The sequence below is a fragment of the Leeuwenhoekiella palythoae genome (assembly GCF_020310025.1).
Lineage (GTDB): Bacteria > Bacteroidota > Bacteroidia > Flavobacteriales > Flavobacteriaceae > Leeuwenhoekiella > Leeuwenhoekiella palythoae.
In genome coordinates, this window is the sequence record NZ_CP084318.1 from 2,334,136 (window position 1) to 2,359,747 (window position 25,612).

At 41.9% G+C, this 25,612-nt stretch carries 15 protein-coding genes; 12 read left to right on the forward strand and 3 right to left on the reverse strand.

The window, feature by feature from the left end:
- Positions 1-2: 2 nt before the first annotated feature.
- From LDL79_RS09995 to LDL79_RS10005, 3 genes are all read right to left on the reverse strand, one after another.
- Positions 3-1,184 (reverse strand): hypothetical protein, encoded by a 1,182-nt coding sequence (locus LDL79_RS09995; protein WP_072981712.1) that lies wholly within the window; start codon positions 1,182-1,184, stop codon positions 3-5.
- Positions 1,185-1,295: 111 nt separating this feature from the next.
- Positions 1,296-2,003 (reverse strand): LytR/AlgR family response regulator transcription factor, encoded by a 708-nt coding sequence (locus LDL79_RS10000; protein ID WP_167596076.1) that lies wholly within the window; start codon positions 2,001-2,003, stop codon positions 1,296-1,298.
- On the reverse strand, positions 2,000-3,085 hold the full coding sequence (locus tag LDL79_RS10005) for a sensor histidine kinase (protein WP_225597604.1): 1,086 nt from the start codon (positions 3,083-3,085) through the stop codon (positions 2,000-2,002). Before LDL79_RS10005 ends, LDL79_RS10000 begins: the two co-directional genes overlap by 4 nt.
- 141 nt (positions 3,086-3,226) lie before the next feature.
- Here LDL79_RS10005 and LDL79_RS10010 point away from each other — a divergent pair, with 141 nt between their 5' ends.
- From LDL79_RS10010 to LDL79_RS10065, 12 genes are all read left to right on the forward strand, one after another.
- Positions 3,227-5,482, forward strand: coding sequence for a GH92 family glycosyl hydrolase (locus LDL79_RS10010; RefSeq protein ID WP_225597605.1), 2,256 nt, complete (start codon positions 3,227-3,229; stop codon positions 5,480-5,482).
- 1 nt (position 5,483) lies between these two features.
- Complete coding sequence (locus LDL79_RS10015) at positions 5,484-7,358, forward strand: sodium:solute symporter family protein (protein WP_225597606.1); 1,875 nt, start codon at positions 5,484-5,486, stop codon at positions 7,356-7,358.
- Between the two features lie 47 nt (positions 7,359-7,405).
- Positions 7,406-8,377 carry a glycoside hydrolase family 130 protein gene (locus tag LDL79_RS10020; RefSeq protein WP_225597607.1) on the forward strand — a complete coding sequence of 324 codons (972 nt, stop codon included), beginning with the start codon at positions 7,406-7,408 and terminating at the stop codon, positions 8,375-8,377.
- A gap of 2 nt (positions 8,378-8,379) precedes the next feature.
- Positions 8,380-9,435, forward strand: coding sequence for a carbohydrate-binding family 9-like protein (locus LDL79_RS10025; protein ID WP_225597608.1), 1,056 nt, complete (start codon positions 8,380-8,382; stop codon positions 9,433-9,435).
- Positions 9,436-9,443: 8 nt separating this feature from the next.
- Positions 9,444-10,562, forward strand: a complete 1,119-nt coding sequence (locus tag LDL79_RS10030) for a glycoside hydrolase family protein (RefSeq protein WP_225597609.1) — start codon at positions 9,444-9,446, stop codon at positions 10,560-10,562.
- On the forward strand, positions 10,562-12,778 hold the full coding sequence (locus LDL79_RS10035; RefSeq protein WP_225597610.1) for a GH92 family glycosyl hydrolase: 2,217 nt from the start codon (positions 10,562-10,564) through the stop codon (positions 12,776-12,778). Before LDL79_RS10030 ends, LDL79_RS10035 begins: the two co-directional genes overlap by 1 nt.
- Before the next feature lie 24 nt (positions 12,779-12,802).
- Positions 12,803-15,124, forward strand: a complete 2,322-nt coding sequence (locus LDL79_RS10040) for a glycoside hydrolase family 20 protein (protein WP_225597611.1) — start codon at positions 12,803-12,805, stop codon at positions 15,122-15,124.
- Between the two features lie 16 nt (positions 15,125-15,140).
- Complete coding sequence (locus LDL79_RS10045; RefSeq protein ID WP_225597612.1) at positions 15,141-17,372, forward strand: GH92 family glycosyl hydrolase; 2,232 nt, start codon at positions 15,141-15,143, stop codon at positions 17,370-17,372.
- Positions 17,373-17,603: 231 nt separating this feature from the next.
- Positions 17,604-19,535, forward strand: coding sequence for a glucosamine-6-phosphate deaminase (nagB, locus tag LDL79_RS10050; protein WP_225597613.1), 1,932 nt, complete (start codon positions 17,604-17,606; stop codon positions 19,533-19,535).
- Positions 19,536-19,581: 46 nt separating this feature from the next.
- Positions 19,582-21,402, forward strand: coding sequence for a sodium:solute symporter family protein (locus tag LDL79_RS10055; RefSeq protein ID WP_225597614.1), 1,821 nt, complete (start codon positions 19,582-19,584; stop codon positions 21,400-21,402).
- Positions 21,403-21,737: 335 nt separating this feature from the next.
- Positions 21,738-24,149 carry a glycoside hydrolase family 3 N-terminal domain-containing protein gene (locus LDL79_RS10060; protein WP_225597615.1) on the forward strand — a complete coding sequence of 804 codons (2,412 nt, stop codon included), beginning with the start codon at positions 21,738-21,740 and terminating at the stop codon, positions 24,147-24,149.
- Between the two features lie 8 nt (positions 24,150-24,157).
- Positions 24,158-25,609, forward strand: a complete 1,452-nt coding sequence (locus LDL79_RS10065) for an alpha-L-fucosidase (RefSeq protein WP_225597616.1) — start codon at positions 24,158-24,160, stop codon at positions 25,607-25,609.
- Positions 25,610-25,612 lie beyond the last annotated feature (3 nt).

The following is a 25,612-nucleotide window of genomic DNA, read 5'->3' on the forward strand; positions in this document are numbered from 1 at the left end:
GTTTATTGTGTGATATACATTACCGCAGAATCTTCGATGTATTTTGAAGGATTAAATACCGCATTAAAGTTAGAATCTACCTGATCAATACTGCTCTCCAGATCTCTTAGTTTGGTTCTGAACTCTTCGGCAAAACTGTCGTTTTTAGAAAAATGCGTGATCAGCTCTTGGTATTTTCCAATATTGCTTTTCATACGCAGGGTTAGTTGGCCAAAGCGTTGACGCAGCGATTGCGTTTTTACCATAAAACGCTCTACTTCGGTTAGCCAGTCTTTATTGCCTTGCTTTTCCCATTCAGAGATTTTGTTATTGATAGATTTTCTGAATTTATTTTTGAGCGTTTCACGCTCGCTGTCTAGAGTCGCGTTTTGATACTGAGCTACTGCGCTCATATCTAGGCCGTAGTATTTTGCCTGTTCTTCAAGTAAGCGGTTGTATTCATTTTCAAGTTTATTAAGCTCTTCGTTGATGCTTTTCCACTCGTTGTCTATAATGCTTTGTTGCTGACTGAATTGACTTGCCGTGTTGAGTACGTTGAGCATTTCTGGAGTTTTATCACGTAAGTCTCTGCCCGTTCCGCCCACAATTTCCATTGCTGAAGTGATTCCTGTAGAAAACGTCTGAAAAAGAGAACCGTAAAGCGGTACATTACTTGCCGGTTCGTTGAGTACGGTAATACTTTTGTTGATCAGATCTAGCCAATTGTCTTTGCCTTTTTTACGCTCATACCATTCTTGATATTCTTTAAACCATGCTTCATAGGCCGGATAATTCATTGGGTTATTGATCGCCGCAATTTTGCTGAAAAATTCCTGAGAAGACAGCAACAGGTTGCTGGGTTTTATATCGCGATGAATGCTCATCAATTCGGTAAAGGCCAATTGACCATTCAGTTTTAGCTGAATTTTTCTTGAATTCTCAAGTAGGGTAATTCGGTTTTCCTGTTTAGAAATGATGCTGTCTAGACTTCCCAGACGTTGGCTGGTGCGGTTAGGATTGAGGTCAGAAAACTCGCCTTGAAGCGATTTCAGTTTAATCGCATTATCTTCTAATTGCTTGTTGAGGTTAAGCAGTAACGAGTCGCGCTCTTTTATGATTTGTAATGAAACTTGATCTTGTGCCTGCACGCCAAGCGCTGAAAATGTGCAGACTAGAATTAGGTATAGTTTATTAAGGTTGTTCATACGGTTAAAGTTTAAAACCAAAAATAGCGAAATAACCCTTGGCAGAATGTTAACTATTTTAACATCCTAAAACCTTTGAGTTCTTTGCTTTAGCTTTAAAACTTTAACAATTTAATTGCCAGACTGATTGCGAAGTATGGCATTTTTTGCGTCTTCTAAATAATTACGACCTATGGTATAACGCTTGTTTGCAATCTCAACACTGTTGCCTTCAACGGCATCAACTTTATTGATATTGGCGGTGTAGGAGCGGTGAATACGCACAAACTGAGCGCTAGGTAATTCGTCAGTAAAACTTCCCAATGTTTGATGGACCACGTAGTTGCCATTAAGAGTAATTATTTTGATATAATCCTTGAGGCTTTCTACTAGAAGAATGTCATCAAGGTATACTTTTTTCATCTTCTTCTTGTCAACCTTCACAAAGATCGATTCGTTTTCTGTGGTGCTTTTAGGAGCCTCCTGAGTTTTTGCGATCGCCTTATTAGTAGCCTTTAAAAAGCGAGGCAAAGAGATGGGTTTTACGAGATAGTCAAGCACTTCAAGCTCAAAACCTTCAACGGCGTACTCCTCGTGCGCCGTGGTTAGGATTACCATAGGCTTGTTGTCTAAACTTTTTAAAAAGCTTAATCCGTCAAGTACCGGCATATTGATATCCAGAAACAGCAGATCGATCTCAGTGGTGCGTAAGAAGTCTAGGCTCTCAATCGCATTGTCAAATGTTTTAATAATTTCCAGACCTTTAAGTTGTGCAATATGATTTTTAATCACATTGATGGCTAGGGGTTCATCGTCTATGATCACACATCTTAAACTCATAATAATCTTAATTTTAAATATACTTTATATTCACCGTCTTCTTCGTAAATCTTCAGCGCGTAATCTTGAGCGCCGTAGCCCAATTTAAGGCGTTTTTCAACATTTTCGATACCGATTCCGCCGGCATTTGGTATTTTGTTTTGCAACTCTTTTTGAGGCAGGGTATTACTCATTCTAAAATATAGAAAAGAACCTTCTATCGTGAGATCGATCGTGATCTTTACCTTGCCAATATTTTTACTCGCACCGTGCTTAAAGCCGTTTTCAATAAAATGAATGAGCAGCATGGGAGCGATTTTTTTGCCTTTAGGATTGCCTGTAACCTCAAACTTTAGATCCAGTTTTTTGTTGTATCTAATGCGTTCCAAGTCGAGATAATTTTGAATGAATTTGATCTCTTTGACCAGAGGCTGTCTTTTTTCTTTGGTCTCATACAGTAAATACCGCATCAAGTCAGAAAGTTTCAAGATGGTTTCGGGAGTGTTTTCAGACTTTTCAAGACTTAAAGAATAGATGTTATTTAAAGTATTGAAGAAAAAATGTGGGGAGATCTGCGAGCGCAAAAAGCGCAGTTCGGTCTCCAGATTTGATTTGGCTAAACTTGCTGCAAGTTGTCTTTCGCGAAGCCAATCAATAGTGATCTTAATGGCGGCACCAAAGGAAATCACATACAGTTCTCCCAGCATCATCACTACCACATAATTAACACCCAGACTGGTAGTTTCTTCGGGACCTTCGGGCCATACGTTATTGCTGATCAAGAAGTAAGTAAGTTCGTATTTTATGATCACCATTATAAAAATAGCACTGATAAGGCTCAGTGTAAAAAGCACATATTTACGTTTGTAGATAAACATCGGGATGAGTACATAGATCGTGAAATACGTGAGGCTTATGTGAATGGGAAAGCCTAGAAGATTCGCTTTAAACGAGTAGAAATAATCATTGTAATAACTTCCCCAGCGCAAAAAATTAAACAGGAAATAGACCAACCAAAAAATCACGTGATGCGTCAGGTTAATTTTATAACCTGTAGTTGCATTAAGCAAGAAGTTATTTTTGAAAGAATTGCGTAGGGGCATAAGTCAAAAGTTGGTTTTTAAGCTGTTTAGCTTTTGAGAACTGTCGTTAGTCTAATAAAAGTCAGAAACGGGGATAATATATCACATATTTATTAAAAATCTTAACAGATTAACCCTTTGCAGGCTAAAAAACGTATTCAAATGTTAAAGAAATCCTTTTTCTTAATCGCAATTTTAACCCTTGCTTCGTGTAAGAATGATGCAGAACCACAAACCGAACCTCAAACGGACTTGAATCTAACCGCGCAGGTAGATCCGTTCATCGGTACCGGCGGCCACGGGCACACGTATCCCGGTGCTACCGTACCTTTTGGGATGGTGCAGGTGAGTCCTGATAACGGTACTAATGGTTGGGATTGGTGTTCCGGTTATCACTATTCTGATTCCATTGTTTCCGGGTTTAGCAACTTGCATTTAAGCGGAACCGGAATTGGGGATCTTGCTGACATCTTGTTTATGCCTACTAACAAAGAGGTTGATCTTTCAGGAAGTTATGAGAAGCCGGCAGACCGCCCGTATGCCTCGACCTATTCACACAAGCGTGAGAGTGCAGAACCGGGTTATTATTCGGTTTACCTTGAAGATCCGCAGATTAAAGTAGGGCTTACTGCTACTAAACGCACCGGTTTTCAAAAATACAATTACGAAGGTGCCGGTGAAGCTTCGGTAGTGTTAGATCTTGGTTTTGCGATCAATTGGGACGCACCAACAGAAACCGCGATCACGATTGAAAATGAAACTACGATTAGCGGTTACCGCCACAGTACGGGTTGGGCAAAAAATCAAAAAGTGTTTTATGTAGCCCAATTCTCAAAACCTATTGCGCGACATATTTTAGTTGCAGATAAAAAAGTGGTTGACGCAGATAGTGTAAGCGGAAAAACTACCGCAGCACAGTTTTTCTTCAATATAGATGGAAGCCGCGATGTTACCGTTAAGGTTTCGGTTTCTTCTGTAAGTGTAGCCAACGCCAAAGAGAATTTTGCTGAAGCTGCCGATGTTGATTTTGAAACTGCAAAAACCGAAGCTAAAAAGATCTGGGAAAAGCAACTTGAGCATATTGTTGTTGAAACTCCAACCGATTCTTTAAAGACGATTTTTTATTCGGCCTTATATCATACGCAGATCGCTCCGGTAACGTTTAGCGATGTTAATGGGCAATTTCGTCAGGAAAATGACAGTATCATCGACGCAGATTTTACCGCATATTCTACCTTATCGCTTTGGGATACCTTCCGTGCTGAAAATCCATTATTAAGTCTTTTAGAGCCAGAAAAAACCAGTGATATCATAAACTCCATGCTTACCTATTATGAGGTGCATAAAAGTTTACCGGTCTGGACGCTCTACGGAAACGAAACCAACACGATGACGGGTAATCACGCGATCCCCGTTATTGCTGATGCGTACTTTAAAGGGATCAAAGGTTTTGATGCGGAAAAGGCTTATGAGGCGATGAAAAACACCCAAATGCGTGATGAGCGCGGACTCGAATTCTTAAAAGAATACGGTTATATTCCTTTTGATAAAATAGACGAAAGCGTCACTTTTAATTTAGAATACGCGTACAACGACTGGTGCGTTGCACAAATGGCCAAAGCTCTAGGTCACGAAGAAGATTATCAGTACTTCAACGAGCGTTCTAAGTCGTACGAAAAGCTATACGATCCTGAAACCGGCTTTATGCGCGGAAAATCTTCTACAGGACAGTGGCACGAGCCGTTTGATCCTAAGTTTTCAAGACACCGTGAAAACACAGATTATACCGAAGGTAACGCGTGGCAACATAGCTGGTTTGTGCTGCACGATACTGATAATTTTATAAAACTACACACCGGCGCTGAGCCCTTTACCGGAATGCTTGAGCAGCTTTTTACCGAAAGTTCTGAGATTACGGGAGATTTTACTTCTGCAGATATTTCGGGATTAATTGGTCAATATGCACACGGTAACGAGCCAAGTCACCATATCGCGTATTTATTCAATCGTGCAGGTAAGCCCTGGAGAACGCAATATTGGGTAAATCATATTCTTAAAACGCAATACAATACCACGCCAAATGGCTTAAGTGGTAATGAAGATGCCGGTCAAATGTCAGCTTGGTATGTGTGGAGTTCTATGGGGTTATATCCATTCAATCCTGCAAGTGCGGCTTATGAAATAGGTAGTCCGGTTTATGCAAAATCAACCATTAATCTTCCGTCAGGAAAAACCTTCACTATTACAGCCGAAGGCGTTTCCGAAGAAAATTGCTATATCCAGTCGGCTACATTGAATGGCGAAGAATTTAATCAAACCAGCATTACACACGAGCAGATCACCGCTGGTGGTGAACTCAAATTAGTAATGGGAGCAACACCTAACAAATCTTGGGGTGTGACAGCAGACGCAGAATAATATGGAGAGTATTGATGTAATCATAATCGCGGTTTACCTGCTGCTCACCATTGGGATTGGAGTTTACGTGGCTAAAAAAGCTTCAAAGGGACTCGATTCTTATTTCTTGGGCGGAAAAAGCATCAAATGGTATTATCTGGGCTTGAGTAACGGCTCAGGAATGTTTGATGTTTCGGGTACGGCTTGGATGGTGGGAATCCTATTTTTGTATGGCGTGAAAAGCTTCATGTTTATGTGGATGTGGCCCATTTTTAACCAAGTCTTTGTGATGATGTTCTTGGCGGTTTGGATTCGCAGATCTAATGTGATGACCGGTTCAGAATGGATTCTTTCTCGTTTTGGCGACGATAAAGCCGGCCGCGCTTCACACTTGATCGTGGCGATTTTTGCCGTGGTGGCTTCAGTAGGATTTATAGCCTATTTTTTTGAAGGTGCCGGTAAATTTATGACCGTAATCTTACCTTGGGATGTAAGCCTCGTTATTGGTGATCTCACGCTGTTGAATGCAGAACAAGTCTATGCGCTGATCCTGATCTTGCTCACAACGATTTATACAATTAAAGGTGGAATGTTCTCTGTAGTTTCTACCGAAGTATTGCAGTTTGGTATTATGGTTCTCGCAGGAATTTTGGTTGCCGGATACACTTTTTTCTCCTTTACCGATGCTGAAATAACTGCATTGATCCCGGCAGAGTGGACCAAAGTTACTTTTGGTAGTCAACTCACCGGATTTTGGTCTGGCGATTTTGAAGAATTCAACCGACTTATTGATACACAAGGTTATAAGATGTTTGGTGCTTTTGTGGGAATGAGTCTATTTAAAGGCTTTTTTGCAAGTATCGCCGGGCCAACGCCTAGCTATGATATGCAGCGTATCTTATCAACGCGCACTGCAAAAGATGCAGCCTATATGAGCGGGTTTACCAATCTGGTATTGTTTATCCCACGGTATTTAATGATCGCTGCGATTGTACTTTTAGGCTTGGTTTACATCGCTCCTGAACTTGCCAATGCAGGCGGCGTAACCAGCAATGATCTTGAAGTTATTCTTCCGCAGGTCATCAATAATCACGTGCCTGTGGGAATTAAAGGCTTGTTGCTTGCCGGCTTGTTAGCAGCCTTTATGTCAACTTTTTCGGCTTTTGTAAACGCGGGTCCTGCCTACATCGTTAATGATATTTATAAGAAATATTTTAAACCCGAAGCGACTGATAAACACTATGTAAAAGCAAGTCATATCGCGTCTTTCGCTGTAGTAACTTTAGGAGTAATTATGGGCTTCTTTGCAGAATCGATCAACTCGATCACGTTGTGGATTACAAGTTCGCTGTATGGTGGTTACGTTGCGGCTAATTTCCTAAAATGGATTTGGTGGCGTTTTAACGGCTGGGGTTATTTCTGGGGAATGTTAAGCGGTCTGGTGATCGCTACGCTTCAGTTTATGATAGATCAAGGCGCATCAACCTATGCTGAAGGAAGCTTTCTATTTTGGTATTCGCATATTCCTGCGATTTATCTATTCCCCATAATTCTAGGATTTTCACTTTTAGGTTCGTTCTTAGGTACTTATTTAACTCCGCCTACGGCATTAAAAACATTAAAAAGTTTCTACACATCTGTACATCCTTGGGGCTGGTGGAAACCGGTACGCGAGCAGTTAACCGAAGAAGAACAAGTGGGCAAGAATACAGATTTTGGTCTGGATATGTTCAACTGTATCGTGGGGATCGTTTGGCAATCTAGTATGATCTTACTGCCTATTTATCTGGTGGTACGCGACTATGAGAAAACTGCAATCAGTCTGCTGGTTTTTGGAGTGACTACCCTTATTTTAAAATTTACTTGGCTGGATAAAGTCAAAAAACTGAACAATTAAAATCAATACAAAACACCCGTAACGGGTAAAAATATAGAATACAATATATGAGTACAACGCAAATTCCTTGGCAAGACAGACCGGCAAACAGCACTGATGTAATGTGGCGTTATGATGTAAATCCTATTATAGACAGGTATGCAATCCCTAGTTCTAACAGTATTTTCAATTCGGCTGTTGTGCCTTTTGAAGATGGCTACGCCGGAGTTTTTAGATGCGATAACAAAGCGGTGCAAATGAATATTTTTGCCGGCTTCAGTAAAGATGGAATCAACTGGGAGATCAATCACGATCCTATCGAATTTGGCGCCGGAAATACTGAAATGATCGATTCTGATTATAAATACGACCCACGTGTTTGTTTTATTGAAGACCGCTATTGGATCACGTGGTGCAACGGTTACCACGGACCAACTATTGGTATTGGGTACACTTTTGACTTTAAAGAGTTCTTTCAGTGCGAAAATGCCTTTCTTCCTTTTAATAGAAACGGTGTGTTGCTTCCGCAGAAAATAGATGGTAAATACGCGATGTTGAGCCGCCCTAGTGATAATGGGCATACGCCATTTGGTGACATTTACATCAGCTACAGCCCTGATATGAAATACTGGGGCGAGCACCGTTGTGTGATGAAAGTTGCGCCTTTTACAGATAGCGCTTGGCAGTGTACAAAAATTGGTGCGGGACCTGTGCCTATCTTAACCGATGAAGGCTGGTTGCTGTTCTATCACGGTGTGATCAACACCTGCAACGGATTTAGATATTCGGTGGGAGCAGCGCTCTTAGATAAGGATAGCCCAGATAAAGTATTGTACCGCAGTCAGCCATATTTGCTGGCACCGGCTGCACCGTACGAGTTGGTAGGCGATGTGCCTAATGTGTTGTTCCCGTGTGCGACCTTACATTCGGTAGAAGAAGATAAGGTGGCCTTGTATTATGGAGCGGCAGATACCGTAACTTCGGTGGCTTTTGGAAAACTCAGCGAGATCATTGATTTCGTTAAAAATAACAGCTTGTAAAAATGATTAAAACTGCCCTTTCTATATTCTTGCTTTTGATTAGCTACGGAAGTTTCGCCCAAGTGAAACCTCGTTCTTACGTTGCACATCACATTGATGCACCGTTAACAATTGACGGAAAAGCACAGGAAAAAGTTTGGGAAGCAGCCCCATTTTCAGAATCCTTTATCGACATCGAAGGTGTTAAGATCCCCAAATACGATACACGGGTAAAAATGTTGTGGGATGATAAAAATCTGTATTTCTATGCTGAGCTTAAAGAACCTCATATTTGGGCGACCTTAAAGCAGCGCGACACCGTGATTTTTTACAATAATGACTTTGAGATTTTTATAGATCCTGATGGCGATACGCACAACTATTATGAGTTTGAGATGAATGCGCTCAACACGGTTTGGGATTTACTTTTAGTAAAACCTTACCGCGAGTCGGCTCCTGTGGTTGATAGTTGGGATATTCAAGGCTTGCAAACTGCAGTTTCTATTAACGGTACTTTAAACGACCCCACAGATACAGATAAAAGCTGGAGTGTTGAGATCGCGATGCCTTGGGAAGTATTGAAGGAAGCGAGCGGTAGTAACGACGTGCCGGCAGATAACTTCTGGCGCATAAACTTCTCGAGAGTCAACTGGGATCACGATTTAGATGGAAGCACTTACAGCCGTAAAAAAGATGCTTCCGGGAAATTTCTACCGGAATATAACTGGGTTTGGTCGCCACAAGGCGTGATCAATATGCACGAACCGGAGCATTGGGGGTATGTGTATTTTTCTACCAAGCCGGTTTCGGAAGAAGTTGCGTTTACGATTCCGCAAGATGAGCAGATCCGCTGGAAATTGTATGAATTTTATCGTGCTCAAAAAGCATATTTCTCTGAAAATAAAATGTGGGCTACTTCGCTTGATGCGTTAGAAGTAGAAGCATTTCAGTTAGAGAATAAAACCATAACTCCGGTTTTAGAAAACCACACGTACGGCTGGTCCATTACTGTTGAAAGTCCGTTTTCAGATGCGGTTTACCGTATTCAGGAAGACGGCAAATATTTAAAACTTAATTAAGGAAACCTATGAAACTAAAACACCTCATTGTACTGCTGATAGCGATAGTGGCTACTTCTTGTATTGACAATATGCATCCTGCGGGAAATAAAGATCAAGCTGAAAAAACACAAGATTCTTCAGCTTCTGAAGATTTTAAATTCTGGACGTGGACGACTGCAGATCCCAAACGCAGCGACGATTCTTATGTAGAGGAATTTAAAAAATATGCCGAAAATGGTCTGGATGCCGTTTTGATCAACACCAATGCCGATGCTGAGTTATTGGCGCGTCTTACTCCTTTAGCAACTGCAGAAGGTCTTGAAGTTCACGCGTGGATGTTTACGATGAACCGCCCCGGAGACACTGTGGCGCTGAAACACCCGGAGTGGTATGCGGTGAGTAAAGAAGGAAAGTCAACGTTTGACCATCGCCCCTATGTAGATTATTACCAGTTTTTATGCCCTACTCGTGAGGGATCGCGTAATCACATTTTAGGCTTGATCGATAAGCTGACCAAGGTAGAAGGAGTGAGCAGTTTTCATCTAGATTACATTCGTTATCCAGATGTGTTCTTGCCAATAGGTCTGTTACCAAAATACGACTTGGTTCAAGATACAGAGCTGCCTGAATATGATTTTTGCTATTGCGATGCTTGTATTGCGAAGTTTGAAGAAGAACATCATAAAAATCCGTTAGAATCACATAATACAGCAATTGATATGGAATGGAAGCAATTCCGTTTAAATCAGATCAAAGCCGTTGTTGATGATGCTTATGAAGTGGCACATAAAAACGGCAAATTATTAACAGGAGCAGTGTTTCCTTATCCTGAAATGGCAGATCATATGGTGCGTCAACGCTGGGATAAATGGAATATTGATGTGGTTTTACCAATGATCTACCACAACTTTTATAACGAAGAAATCGACTGGATCGGCTTCGCTACCGGTCAGGGTGTAAAAGATCTTGAAGGAACGGGTACCGAATTGCATACCGGTATCTATGTGCCGGAAATGAGCGCAGAAGACTTGGCAAAAGCGATTCAGCTGGCAAAAGAAAATGGTGCAAAAGGCGCATCATTCTTTGATGGTAACGCGCTTACACCAGAGCTTCTTGCGGTGATTAAAGAAGCAAACGAGATTTAATGAAATACCTCCTTCTAAGTTTAAGTCTATTTATTAGTGTGTATGGCTTTACACAGAAATCCCTAACTTCTAGTGTAAATCCGTTTATAGGTACAGACGGCCCCGGGAATACTTATCCCGGGGCGACTGCACCCTATGGAATGGTGCAACTGAGTCCGGATATTGGTACGCCGGGTTGGGATCGCATTGCAGGTTATTTTTATCAAGACAGCATTATTAGCGGTTTTTCGCATACACATTTAACAGGAACCGGGGCCGGAGATTTATATGACATCCTAGTGATGCCGGTCAATAGTAAATCATCAAAACGCATTGAAGCAAACGGGTATCGCCCGTTTTCTGCATTTAATCACCAGCAGGAATCGGCTTCGGCAGGATATTATCAGGTAGAATTGACCGATTATGAGATCAACGTCGAACTTACCGCAACGCCGCGTGTGGGAATCCAGCGGTATACGTTTCCAAAGGATAGCGCCTCGCAAGTGTATGTTGACTTGGGTTATGCGCTCAATTGGGATCGTGCTACTGACACCTATATTAAAGTTGTAAACAATACGACGCTAGAAGGCTATCGCAAATCAACCGGATGGGCTAAAGATGAGCGTATCTATTTTGTGATGCAGTTTTCTAAACCTTTTGAGAGTTACACCCTTTTTGAAGGAAAAAATAAAGTAGATCAAGAAGCAACGGGAGCCGATACTAAACTCATACTCAATTACGCTACCGCGGAAGCGGAGCAGCTGGTGGTAAAAACGGCTTTATCCACGGCAAACATTGAGGGTGCTTACGCTTCCTTGAACACCGAAGCATCGCATTTTGATTTTGATGCCTATCGAAAACAAACCGAAGCAGTCTGGGAAGATCAGTTGAGTAAGATTAAGATCACCACCGAAGATCAAGATCAAAAGGCCCTGTTCTATACGATGATGTATCAATCTATGTTGGCGCCTACACTTTTGAGTGATCCTGAGGGTGCTTATAAAGGCGCGGATGATGAGGTGCATACTGTACAAGGTTTTGACCGTTTTGATACCTTCAGCTTGTGGGATACTTTTCGCGCAGCACACCCCTTATATACGATCATTCAGCAAGAGCGTCTTCCTGACTTTATACAATCGCTGTTAGCACATTATAAAGAAACGGGTTTGCTTCCGGTTTGGTCGATGCAAGGCAACGAGACTAATATGATGTTGGGCTATCACGCCGTTCCTGTAGTTGTTGATGCCTATTTTAAAGGTTTTGATTTTGATGCGGAATTAGCTTACGAAGCCTGCAAAGCGAGTGCAACTGCCGCAGATCGTAGCATTCCTATTTATAGCAAATTGGGCTATGTGCCGGCAGCTGAGGAAAACGAAGACTGGAGTGTTTCTAAAACTTTAGAATATGCCTATGACGATTGGTGCATCGCACAATTTGCAAAGGCTTTAGGTAAAAAAGAAGATTATAAATACTTCAGTAAACGAGCAGAAAACTGGAAAAAATTACACGATAAAAAAACCAATTTCTTCCGACCCAAAACAGAGGAAAACAAGTTTGTTGAGCCATTTATAGCTAAAGAATATACCCGTTTTTACAGCGAGAGCAATGCGTGGCAGTACTACTGGTTTGTACCGCAGGATATTCAAGGCTTGATTAAAAAAACCGGCGGAAGCACTGCTTTTAAGCAAAAGCTTGATTCAATGTTTAGCTTGTATCCCAAGCCTACCGATAAACTCCCAATTTTTAGCACCGGGATGATTGGGCAGTACAACCATGGTAACGAGCCCAGTCACCACGTGGCGTATCTTTATAACTACGTAGATAAACCTTCAAAAGCGCAGGAACGCATTCGCGAAATCTTAAAAACGCAATATAAAAATGAGCCTAACGGGCACTGCGGAAATGAAGATTGTGGGCAGATGTCTTCGTGGTATGTTTTTAGCGCTTTGGGTTTTTATCCTGTAAATCCGGCGCAGGGCGCATATATTTTGGGGATTCCGCTGTTTGAAAAAGCTGAGATAAAGCTTCCTGGCAATAAGAAATTCATCATTTCAACACAAAACTTTTCTGATGAGAACACCTACGTAAAAAGGATTTTTCTCAACGGAGAACTTTTAAAACGCGGCTTTATCACGCATAGCGAAATAACCAATGGTGGCCAACTGCTTTTTGAAATGACCGCTGACGCTACTGACCAACGTTTAGAAATGCCAAAACCTGATCAGGTTTATAAGTAGAATAGAACACTAAAATTCTTTTTGATGAAACTCATAAAAACGCTCTTTTTCTTTTTTAGTATCGCTTTACTAGGCTGCGCCGAAAGTGAGAACCCGTCGTTTACCGAAGCTGATCTTGTCTTGATTCCACAGCCTAAATCTTTGGAATTGCATTCCGGTAGTTTTAAGATCACTCCGGAAACGCAATTTGTTATTGCAGAAGATAGTCTGAAGGTTTTAACCGGCATTCTCAATGATTTATTCGGGCGTTCTGCAGGATTTACTTTGGGAGTTACTTCAGAAGAAACTACAAATAGCATTCAGTTAAAACGAAATGATTCTTTAGAAAATGAAGCATATACGCTAGACGTGACAGCTGATAAAGTTCTTTTAGAAGCCAATTCAAAATTAGGGTTTGTTTACGGGTTAGAAACCATCAGGCAATTGCTTCCGAAGGAGGTAGAAAGCAAAACGCAGGTTTCAGATTTAGCCTTGTATATTCCTAATGTTAGCATTAACGATGCACCACAATATCCCTATCGTGGAAGTCATTTAGATGTTTCTCGACATTTTTTCGGTAAAGAATACATCAAAAAGCACTTGGATCGTATGGCATTTTTAAAACTGAATACGTTTCACTTTCACCTTGTAGACGATCAGGGGTGGCGCATTGAGATCAAAAAATATCCTAAGCTTACTGAAGTTGGTGCTTATCGCGTAGATCAAGAAGATAAGCACTGGAATGCCCGGACTAAAAACGATCCTGAAGAAAAAGGAACTTACGGCGGTTTTTACACGCAAGAAGATATTAAAGAGATCGTCGCCTATGCGCAAGCAAAAGGAATTCGCGTAATTCCTGAAATTGAAATGCCGGCGCACGTGATGAGTGCGATCGCGGCGTACCCGTGGTTATCGTGCACCGATGAGCCTATTGCGGTTCCGTCTGGTGGCGTTTGGCCTATAACCGATATTTACTGTCCCGGTAAAGAAACCACTTTTGAATTTTTAGAAGATGTGCTAACCGAAGTGATGGCGCTTTTTCCGGGAGAGTACATTCACGCCGGTGGTGATGAAGCGACGAGAACCAACTGGGAAACTTGCCCTTCTTGTCAAAAATTAATGCGAGAAGAAGGTCTTGCTGACACCGGCGAACTTCAAAGCTATTTTATGAAGCGCATCGAGAAATTTCTCAGTGAGCATAATAGAACCTTGATCGGTTGGGATGAGATCCTGGAAGGTGGTTTGCCACAAAAGGCCACGGTGATGAGTTGGCGTGGTTTTCAAGGAGGCTGGGAAGCGACCAAGGCTGGCCACGATGTGATTATGACGCCGGTAAGCCATATGTATTTTGATTATTATCAAGGCAGTCCTGATCACGAGCCGGTAGCCTTTAACGCATTTCTTCCGTTAGAGAAAGTATATGAGTTTAATCCGGTGGTAGATTCGATGAGCGTCGAACAAAAGAAACACGTTTTGGGAGGTCAGGCCAATTTATGGTCAGAATATATTTCTACTGAAGCACATTCAGAATATATGCTATTCCCAAGATTGACAGCTCTAGCAGAAGTGATCTGGAGTCCCAAAGAAAAGATTGACTGGGAAAATTATACACACCGTGTGCGTAAAATGATGCAGCGTTTTGATGTGATGGAGATCAATTATGCTAAGAGTGCCTTTGCCGTTCAGCAAGAATCTACCATTGATCTTGAAACCGGAGAGATCACCGTGGCTTTACATTCAGAATTCCCGGATACTGAAATTAGATATGTTTTGGGTGAAGCAGAGCTGACGCCAGAAGCAGCTCTTTATCAAACACCTTTAAAAATTGATAGTACGACACGTGTAAAAGCGGCAGTTTTTGAAAACGGAAAGCAAATGGGCGATACGATGAATAAGTTTTTTGACTTTCATCAAGCGGTTGCAAAGTCGGTAACCTATAAATTTGAATACAGCGCGAGTTACCCCTCAACGGGTGAGACAGCTTTGGTCGATGTGCTGCGCGGAAGCAAATACTTTAAAGATGGTCGCTGGCAGGGATGGATCAATAATCCTGCGGTGGTTACGATCGATCTGCAGGAATTGAAAGAGGTGCAGCAAGTGGTTGTAGGAACTTTAGAAGAGCAGGGAACCGGTATTTATTTTCCGGAGGAGCTGAAAGTTGAAGTGTCTCAGGATGGAACAAACTTTCAGCAAGTGGCTGTAACAACACGGGATTATCAGACGAATCCCGGTGCAAAAATTGAAAATTTCAAACTCGATTTTAAAAAGCAGCAGGCGCAGTATCTTCGAGTAACTATAAAACCATTGAGCGAAACTCCAAAAGGGGGCGGCGCGTGGTTATTTGTTGATGAAATTTTAGTGAATTAATAGAACATAGAATCCCATGATGTATTCAAGAGTAGCCTTGTTGCTCGCTTTATGCTTTAGTTTTTTAGCAACGGCCCAACAAAAAGACTACACACAATATGTAAACCCATTTATAGGAACTTCTAATTTTGGGGCGACGCATCCGGGAGCGATCGCTCCGCGTGGGATGGCGAGCGTTTCTCCGTTTAATGTCGCCGGAAGTCAAAATGCACTAGAAAAAGATAGCCGCTGGTTGTCTAATCCTTATGTGAATGAGAATACCTTCTTAACGGGTTTTAGCCACCTCAATATGAGCGGTGTGGGCTGTCCTGATCTAGGTGTGATCTTGAGTATGCCAACCACCGGCGAACTCAAAACACAACATTTGGAGTATGGGACCACCTATAAAAACGAAGAAGCAAAACCGGGATATTACTCGGTTGAGTTAGATAAATATGATGTAAAAACGGAGCTGACCGCAAGTACCCGCGTGGGTGTGAGCAGGTATAGTTTTCCTGCCGGAAAGGCTAATCTTTTATTGAACTTAGGTCTTGGTCTCACTAATGAGCACGGTGCGATGCTTAAATTCAATTCGCCTACAGAGATTGAAGGTTACCGAATGGTAGGAGCGTTTTGTTACAATAATGCTGAAAGTGCGTATCCGGTGTATTTTGTTGCACGCATTTCTGAAGCACCTGAGAATTTTGGTATTTGGGATAAACCGGCAAGCTATAAAGGTGTAGAAGCACAGTGGATGGGTTACAACGGGAAGACACGTCTCAAAGAACAATTTATGCGCGAAGTGGTGGGAGATAGCATCGGTGCCTATGTGCAGTATGATTTTGAAAAGCCCACGCAGGTCGTGATGAAAATCGGCGTTTCTTACGTGAGCATTGCAAACGCGCGAGAGAATCTTGATAAAGAAGTGGGTGATGCTACTTTTGATGAGGTATATCAACAAACCAAAAAATCTTGGAATGACAAATTGAGCGTTGTAGAAGTAGAAGGAGATGATGCAGACGACAAAACCATTTTCTATACGGGCTTGTACCATACGCAAATTGCGCCAAGTATTTTAAATGACAGTAATGGCGAATACCCCGCGATGAAAACCCGGGCGACTAAAAAAACAGACGGTACCCGTTATACGGTGTTTTCGCTATGGGATACCTATCGTAATTACCACCAGTTGATGAGTTTGCTGTATCCGCAGGAGCAGTTAGATATGGTGAATTCAATGCTTGAGATCTATGACCAAAATGACTGGCTGCCTAAGTGGGAACTTAATGCAACCGAAACCTTTACGATGGTTGGTGATCCGGCAGCAGTAGTTTTAGCAGATACATACCAAAGAGGAATCACTGGTTTTGATGTAGAAAAAGCTTACTCGGCAATGCTAAAAAGTGCTGACGCTAGAGAGAATAATCCGTTGCGCCCGGGTATAGCTGAGTACATTGATAAAGGTTATGTAAGTGTTGATTCTGGTGTTGCAGGTCCTGTTTCTACCACTCAGGAATATAATATTGCAGATTTTACTATCGCTCAGTTGGCTCAAGCGCTAGGAAAAAAAGAAGATGCTAAGCGTTTTACGAAGCGCGCGCTTTCGTATAAAAAACTGTTCAATAAAGCATCTGGATTTTTACAACCTAAAATGTCTGACGGCACTTGGTACGAACCTTTTGATCCTCTTGCCGGTGCTAATTTTACCGAAAATCCGGGCTTTATAGAAGGTAATGCGTGGCAATATTTATTTATGCAGCCACACGACATCAAAGGAATGATCAAAATGATGGGTGGTTCTAAAAAGTTCGAGGCAAAACTCGATGCACTTTTTGCGGAAGATCAGTTTGATATGGCTAATGAGCCTGATATTGCGTATCCGTTTTTATACAATTATCTTCCGGGGAAGAGTTATAAAACCCGTGAAAAAGTAGCTGATTTGATCGATACGTATTTTACTAATAATCCTGCCGGGCTTCCTGGTAATGAAGATACAGGAACTATGAGCGCCTGGCTCATTTATGCGATGATGGGCTTTTACCCGATGACTCCGGGCGAAGCTACCTATACACTTTCTGCACCGCAATTCAACAAGGTGACTATTCATTTGAATTCTGATTTTTATGCTAACGACACCTTGGTGATACAAAATGTTTCAGAAAACCCAACAAAGGTCTCTGCTGGTTTTTCAATCGGCGGAAAATCTACCAAAAAACAAGCAATCACGCATAAAGAATGGGTTAATGCCGGGGAGGTGATTTTTGAGTAAGATGCTCAATATATTTTGCAATTTGATAACAAATTGCAAATACCAGAGCCCTGCAATTGATGTTATTTAGCTTCTTACAGCCGTTGTCTATCGAATCTTTTTTGAAATAGTTAAGAAAATTGGGAATTTCATCCTTAGAAAGCTAGATATTGTAGCGCGGTGATGTAGAAATTTCAAAAAAAGTTAGCTTTTCTAAACATTTTTAAAGTCAGCAAAACTCATTCAGTAGATATGGATTTACAGGTTAAAGATTCAGCATTGATCAAATATGAACCCGCGGGAAAGTTTGAAGAAACGCGTTTTGAAAAGATACACAACATCAGCTTTCAGAATGCTACCGATGCTTCAGTGATCGTAGCGCAGGAAATTGCAGATTTAATAAAAAGCAAGGAAGCTGCAGGTGAAAAGTGTGTTTTAGGCCTTGCCACAGGTTCTTCCCCAATTAACGTTTACGCAGAACTTGTGCGTATGCATCAGGAAGAAGGCTTGAGCTTTAAAAATGTAATCACCTTTAATCTTGACGAATACTGGCCAATGGATAAGTCAGACGTGCAAAGTTATCATTACTTTATGCACGAGCATTTATTTAATCATGTGGATATTCCTGCAGATCAGGTGAACATCCCTGATGGGACGATCTCTCAAGAAGAGATCAAGCCGTTTTGTATCGCTTATGAAGAAAAAATAAAAGCTGCCGGCGGACTCGATTTTCAACTTTTGGGAATTGGTAGAACCGGTCATATTGGTTTTAACGAACCGGGCTCGCACTTTAATAGTGGAACCCGAATGATCACCCTAGATTATCTAACCCGTGCTGATGCTTCAGGAGCTTTTAGAGGGTTGTCTAATGTGCCTAAAAAAGCGATCACAATGGGGATCAATACGGTACTTGGCGCTAAGCGAATTGTGCTTTTAGGATGGGGACAGAATAAAGCTGAGATCTTAAAAGAGACCATTGAAGGTGAAATTTCTTCACACGTTCCGGCGACTTATCTTCAGGAACATGAGAATACCACATTTGTGCTTGACGACGTAGCTGCTTCAGAATTAACCCGAGTGAAAACTCCGTGGTTAGTGGGTACCTGTGATTGGACTAAAGAATTGACTGCAAAGGCGGTGTTTTGGCTCTGCCAAAAAGTAAATAAGACCATTTTAAGTCTTACCGATAAAGATTATAACGACAACGGGATGTCAGACCTATTGGCGCTTCAAGGTTCTGCGTATAATCTTAATATCGAAATGTTTAACAAGCTGCAGCACACCATTACCGGATGGCCGGGTGGTAAGCCGGGAGCTGATGATACTAACAGACCAGAGCGTGCTACCCCAGAGAAAAAACGCGTGATTATTTTTAGTCCGCACCCTGATGATGATGTGATTTCTATGGGAGGTACTTTTGACCGTCTGGTAGAGCAAGGGCACGAGGTACATATCGCTTATCAAACTTCGGGAAACATTGCAGTTTCAGATCACGAAGCTTTGAAATTTGCCGAAGTTGCTGCGCAAATTGGTAACGGAGATAAAGAAAAATTTGCTGCGATCGCAGAACAAATAAAAAACAAACAGCGTAACGAGATCGATCCGGTTGAAGTACGCCAGTTAAAAGGAATCATCAGACGCTGCGAATCACTAGGAGCGACCCGTTTTGAAGGAGTTCCTGATGAGCACGTTCACTTTTTAGATCTTCCGTTTTACGAAACAGGAGGAATTAAAAAGAATCCCATGTCGCAAGATGATGTAGATATTGTAAATGATCTAATCGCGACTGTTAAGCCGCATCAAATCTATGCTGCGGGAGATCTTGCAGATCCGCACGGAACGCATAAAGTGTGTTTAAATATTATATTTGAATCGCTTGAGCAACTTAAAAGCGAGGCGTATATGAACGACTGCTGGGTGTGGTTATACCGCGGCGCGTGGCACGAGTTTGAAATGCACGAGATTGAAATGGCAGTTCCTATGAGCCCTGATCAGGTACTGAAAAAGAGACAGGCCATTTTTTATCACCAATCACAAAAAGATGGGGTGATGTTTCAAGGAGAAGACCTGCGAGAATTTTGGGTGCGTGCAGAAGATCGAAATAAAGAAACTGCTAGTAAGTACAGAGCTTTAGGTCTTGCCGAATATGCAGCGATGGAAGCATTTATGCGTTATCATTTTTAAGTTGAAATAGCCAAAAAAGAACTTTAACGTAAACGAATATTCATCTATGGTAGCTTTAGAAACACTTGATTATGCCATTATCATTGGCTTTTTTGCAACAACCCTGATTGTCGGACTTCTCGTTGCAAAAAAATCAGGTAAAAGCTCTTCTGAATATTTTCTTTCCGGCCGAAACATGCCGTGGTGGTTATTGGGGATCTCTATGGTTGCCACAACTTTTTCTACCGATACGCCTAACTTGGTTACTGATATTGTACGTAATCAAGGCGTAAGCGGTAACTGGGTCTGGTGGGCGTTTTTGATCACGGGCTTACTCACTGTTTTTGTCTATGCAAAACTCTGGAGAAAGTCTGAAGTCAACACCGATATCGAGTTTTATGAATTGCGCTATGGAGGAAAACCTGCGAAGTTTTTACGTGGTTTTCGAGCGGTGTATTTAGGTGTGATTTTCAACGTAATGGCGATGAGTGCAGTAACACTTGCTGCTATTAAAATCGGGCAAATTATGCTTGGTTTAACACCGTTAGAAACCATAGGATATGCCGGATTGGTTACCGTGATCTTTAGTACGATAGGAGGGTTTAAAGGAGTTGTTTATACCGATTTTATTCTCTTTTTTGCTGCAATGGCAGGTGGTATTGGCGCAGCATATTATTGCGTAAATCTCCCAGAAGTTGGTGGGATGGAAGGTCTAATGGCGAATGAAGCGGTTATTAACAAAATAAATATACTTCCTGATTTTAATGATACTACGACCTTGATCACACTGTTGATCATTCCGCTTGCGGTACAGTGGTGGAGTGCTTGGTATCCTGGTGCAGAACCTGGTGGAGGTGGTTATATTGCGCAGCGTATGCTTGCGGCTAAAGATGAGAATCACGCGATTGGAGCAACCTTTTTCTTTAATGCTTTGCACTATGCGTTGCGTCCTTGGCCGTGGATCTTAGTAGCCTTAGCTTCAATTGTAGTATATCCTGATATTGCGAGCATTCACGAGGCATTTCCCAATATTGTAGAAAGTAAATTAGGTGATGATTTGGCGTATTCTGCAATGTTGACCAAACTACCAAGCGGATTGTTAGGCTTGGTGATGGCATCGCTGATCGCAGCCTATATGTCAACAATTTCAACGCATTTGAACTGGGGTTCATCGTACGTAGTAAATGACTTTTACGCGCGCTATGTTAAACCGAAAGCCTCTCAAAAAGAACTGGTAAATGTAGGCCGAATTTCAACAGTACTGTTGATGGTGGTGAGTTCTGGGGTTGCGTTACTATTGACTAATGCATACCAACTCTTCAATATTATCTTGATGTTTGGAGCAGGTACTGGATTGATATTTATTCTACGCTGGTTTTGGTGGAGAATCAACGCGTGGAGTGAGATCTCTGCAATGTTCTCTTCGGGAATTATTTCCATTCTTTTCAACTTTACTTCTTTAGGAGTGGTGCTCTTTGGTACCGCCGAAGCAGATGGTGTGTTGCCTAACTGGTCAACCTATCCTGTTGTAGTGCTTTTAACTTCCATTGTTTGGTTAGCAGTTACCTTCTTGACGCGTCCTGAAAAGGATAAAACCTTATTTGATTTTTATAGACAAACACAACCCGGTGGTCCCGGTTGGGAGAAAATTATTATTAAAGCACGTGCCCAAGGAGCTGCTTTAGTTACGACCAATCAGAAATGGTCTGTTCCTGCGGGTGTTTTAGCCACATTAGTAGGTTGTGTCACAATATATGGTGCGCTTTTTAGCACCGGATACTGGATTTACGGGTATTATACCCAAGCCAGCATCCTAACGTTACTCACGCTGATTGCAACCATAGCCCTGGTGAAGCTATGGCAGCGCATAAAAACGAGAGTTTTTTGAGTTTTTTTAAATTGTTTCTGGTGAAAAGGGTGCTCGCAAAAGCACCCTTTTTTTGTTTAAGCGAAGACCTGCTTTGGGATTAACTTTAGACTAATTTAATATTTAATCTTTAAATCAAGTACAACGTTTTCAAAGGCTGGAGGCGATTACACCTACTTTACAAACATTTAAAAAAATCTTAATATTTAGCGTTACTAAGCTACGTTCAGCGGTTATTCAGCGATTATTTTTCAAATCTGTTTAATGTTCTTTTAGTTTTAAAAAGCTTATTGTTGAAATTCTAACGTAAAGTTTGCGTTTTTCACAAAGCGATACCAAAATTGATAAAGAACCTTATGTGTTATATTTATTTTAAGAAGTTGTTTGCCACTGTGTTCGTGCTTGTTTTCGCGGTGGCGCAGCTTTGCGCTCAAGAAGAAGTTCCTGCAAATGCAGTCTATAAGAATGCGCAGGAGCCAGTAGAGGATCGCGTTAATGATCTCGTAGAGCGTATGACTATCGAAGAAAAGGTAGGACAACTCACCACACTTTTGGGATGGAAAATGTACACAAAAACTGGTAATTCAGTTAAAGCCAGTGAGGCTTTAAAGGAGGCGATTGCCACTCAAAAAATAGGCGCTCTTTGGGGGGTGATGCGTGCCGATCCCTGGACGCAAAAAACCTTGTCAAATGGTCTGAATCCGGAACTCGCTGCAAATGCGACTAACGCCATTCAAAAAGTTGCAGTTGAAGAAAGTAGGTTAGGTATTCCATTATTTCTGGCAGAAGAAGCTATGCACGGCCATATGGCTATTGGGACTACCGAATTTCCATCAGCTATCGGTCAGGCGAGTACCTTTAATCCGCAATTGAATAGAAAAATGGGAGCGGCAGTTGCAAAAGAGCTGCGGGCTCAAGGTGCACATATTGGTTACGGTCCTATTCTGGATCTTGCACGTGAACCGCGCTGGTCTCGGGTAGAAGAGACCTTCGGCGAAGATCCTTATCTAATTTCTGAAATGGGATTGGGCGTTATAGAAGGTTTCCAAGGTGAAGGAATAGAAAATCCTGAAAGTGTAATTTCTACCTTAAAGCATTTTGCTGCATACGGCGTTTCAGAAGGTGGTCACAACGGTGGCGCGGTGCATATAGGACAACGTGAACTCATGCAAGATTATATGTATCCGTTTAAAAAAGCGATCGATGCTGGTGTGCTTTCGGTTATGACGGCGTACAGTTCGGTTGATGGAATTCCGAGTACTTCAAATAAAGCCTTGCTTACCGGTTTATTGCGCGAGCAATGGGGTTTTGAAGGGTTTGTGGTTTCAGACTTAGCAAGCATCGAAGGTATTAAAGGTGATCATCACGCGGCTGCAACTTTTGAGGACGCTGCTGCCTTAGCAATGAACGCCGGTGTAGATGCAGATTTAGGTGGGAATGGTTTTGATGATGAATTGCTCAACGCTTTTAAAAATGGAAAAGTTTCTGAAGCGCGCTTAGATGAAGCTGTAAAATATGTATTGCGTTTAAAGTTTAAAATGGGTCTTTTTGAAAATCCGTATGTAGAAGAAAAAGCGCCTAAAAAAGTGGTGCGAAGCGCGGCACATATCGCAATCGCAAAAGAAATGGCGCTGGAAGGCGTGACCTTACTTAAAAATGAGAACGGTTTGCTTCCGCTATCTAAAGATCTTAAAAAAATAGCAGTGATCGGCCCTAATGCTGATATGATGTATAATCAATTAGGCGACTATACTGCACCACAAGAATCCGAATTTATTGTAACGCCTCTTGAGGGAATTCGCACCAAAATGCCAAAGGCTGAAATCACTTATGTAAAAGGAACAGCCATTCGCGACACCACACAAATCGATATTCCTGCGGCGGTAGCAGCGGCAAAAAATGCTGAAGTCGCTATTGTGGTGCTCGGTGGTTCTAGCGCACGTGATTTTAAAACCGAATACCTAGAGACCGGTGCAGCGACCGTTTCCTCAAAAGAGGATCAAGTTTTAAGTGATATGGAAAGTGGAGAAGGTTATGACCGTTCTACTTTAGATCTTATGGGGAAACAATTGGAGCTATTACAGGCGGTAGAAGCGACAGGAACTCCCACAATATTAGTGTTGATTACCGGCAGACCTTTGTTGATCAATTGGCCTGCCAAACACATTCCTGCGATCATAGACACGTGGTATCCCGGTTCACAGGGTGGTCACGCGCTGGCAGATGTTTTATTTGGTGATTATAATCCGGCGGGGCGCTTGCCGGTCTCGATCCCAAAATCGGTTGGGCAATCTCCTGTGTATTATAACCACTGGTGGCCTAAACGGCGCGATTATGTTGAAGAAACTTCGGCACCATTATATGCTTTTGGTCACGGCTTGAGCTATACCACTTTTGACTATTCAGATTTGAAAATTTCGCAAAGCGGAAATGCTGCAAACACAACCATTGAAGTTTCGGTTGATGTGAAAAATATTGGAGATAGGGATGGAGACGAAGTCGTTCAGCTGTACCTAAGCGATGTGGTGAGTAGCGTGGTCACTCCGGTAAAACAATTACGCGGTTTTGAACGCATTTATTTAGCCAAGGGCGAAAGCAAAACAGTGACTTTCATCTTAACGCCTTTAGAATTAGCGCTTTATGACGCTGAAATGAATCACGTAGCAGAAGCCGGGGAATTTGAAGTGCAATTAGGAACTTCTTCTCAAGATATTCGGCTTAAAAAACGTTTTGAACTTTCAGAATCTATACAACTTTCAAACAACTAACGATACTTATGCGAGACCTTTCATACTCTAAGTTTTTTTATGTTTTAGCTGTGCTGCTGTGCTCCCTAGCCGGCAGCAACAGCTTATTTGCTCAAGGCGGCAACTTGCACGAGCAATCCAAAATATATCAAGCACCTATCGACCCTCAGGTAAAGGAAAAACTTGCCGTTTGGGGAGATCAAAAGTTTGGGATGCTCATTCACTGGGGCGTGTATGCAGTTCCCGGGATTATCGAGAGCTGGCAAATTTGCTCTGAGCCTTGGCTGGAGCGTCCTGAAGGAATCTCATACAACGACTATAAAAAATGGTATTGGAACTTGAGTTCAGTTTTCAATCCGGTGAATTTTGATCCGGATCAATGGGCTGAGGCTGCAGCTGATGCCGGAATGAAATATGTGGTTTTTACCACCAAGCATCACGACGGTTTCAATATGTTTGATACCCAGCAAACTGATTATAAAATCACCAACGGACCTTTCAAAAACCATCCAAAAGCCAATGTTGCCAAATATGTATTTGAGGCATTTAGAAAGAAAGATTTTATGATCGGTGCTTATTTTTCTAAACCAGACTGGCATTCGCAAGATTTCTGGTGGGATAAATATGCAACACCAGACCGTAATGTGAATTATGACATTAGAAAGTATCCTGAAAAATGGAAAAGCTTTCAGGATTTCACATTCAACCAGATCAGTGAGTTGATGCACGATTATGGATCAATTGACATTTTATGGTTAGATGGTGGCTGGGTGCGCCCGCGTGAGACCGTAACCGATGAAGTGCGTGCCTGGGGAGCTCCAATTCCGGAATTCAGTCAGGAGATCGATATGCCGCGCATCGCAAAAATGGCACGTGAGGCGCAGCCGGGAATCATCTTTGCAGACCGTACCGTTCACGGACCTTACGAGAACTATCAAACTCCTGAGCGTTCGATCCCGGAAACCAAACTAGATCATCCTTGGGAAACCAATATGACCTTAGGAAATAACTGGGGGTATGTGCCTAATGACAACTTTAAAACTTCGGCAAAGGTGATTCACAGTTTAATTGAAGTGGTAGCCAAAGGTGGAAACATGCTTTTAGGTGTTGGTCCACAACCAGACGGTTTATTACCTCCTGATGCAATACCCATTCTTACTGAAATAGGAGATTGGTTAGATACAAACGGTGAGGCAATTTACGGTACCCACGCGATCGACAATTATCACAGTGAGGCAACCTATTTTACGGCAAACGACAAAAATACCTTTGCAATAACCCTATTGACCGAAGGTGAAGCGGTACCCAATACGGTGAGCTGGGAAGGAAATCCTCCTAAAAAAGGAAGCAGTCTTAAACTGGTAAGTACCGGAAAAAAATTAAACTATACGATTAAAGATAATGTGGTAACTGTAAGGCTTCCTGCTTCGGTAAGAAACGCCGCAAAAGCAGCGCTTGCATTTTCTTATAAATCAGAATAAACG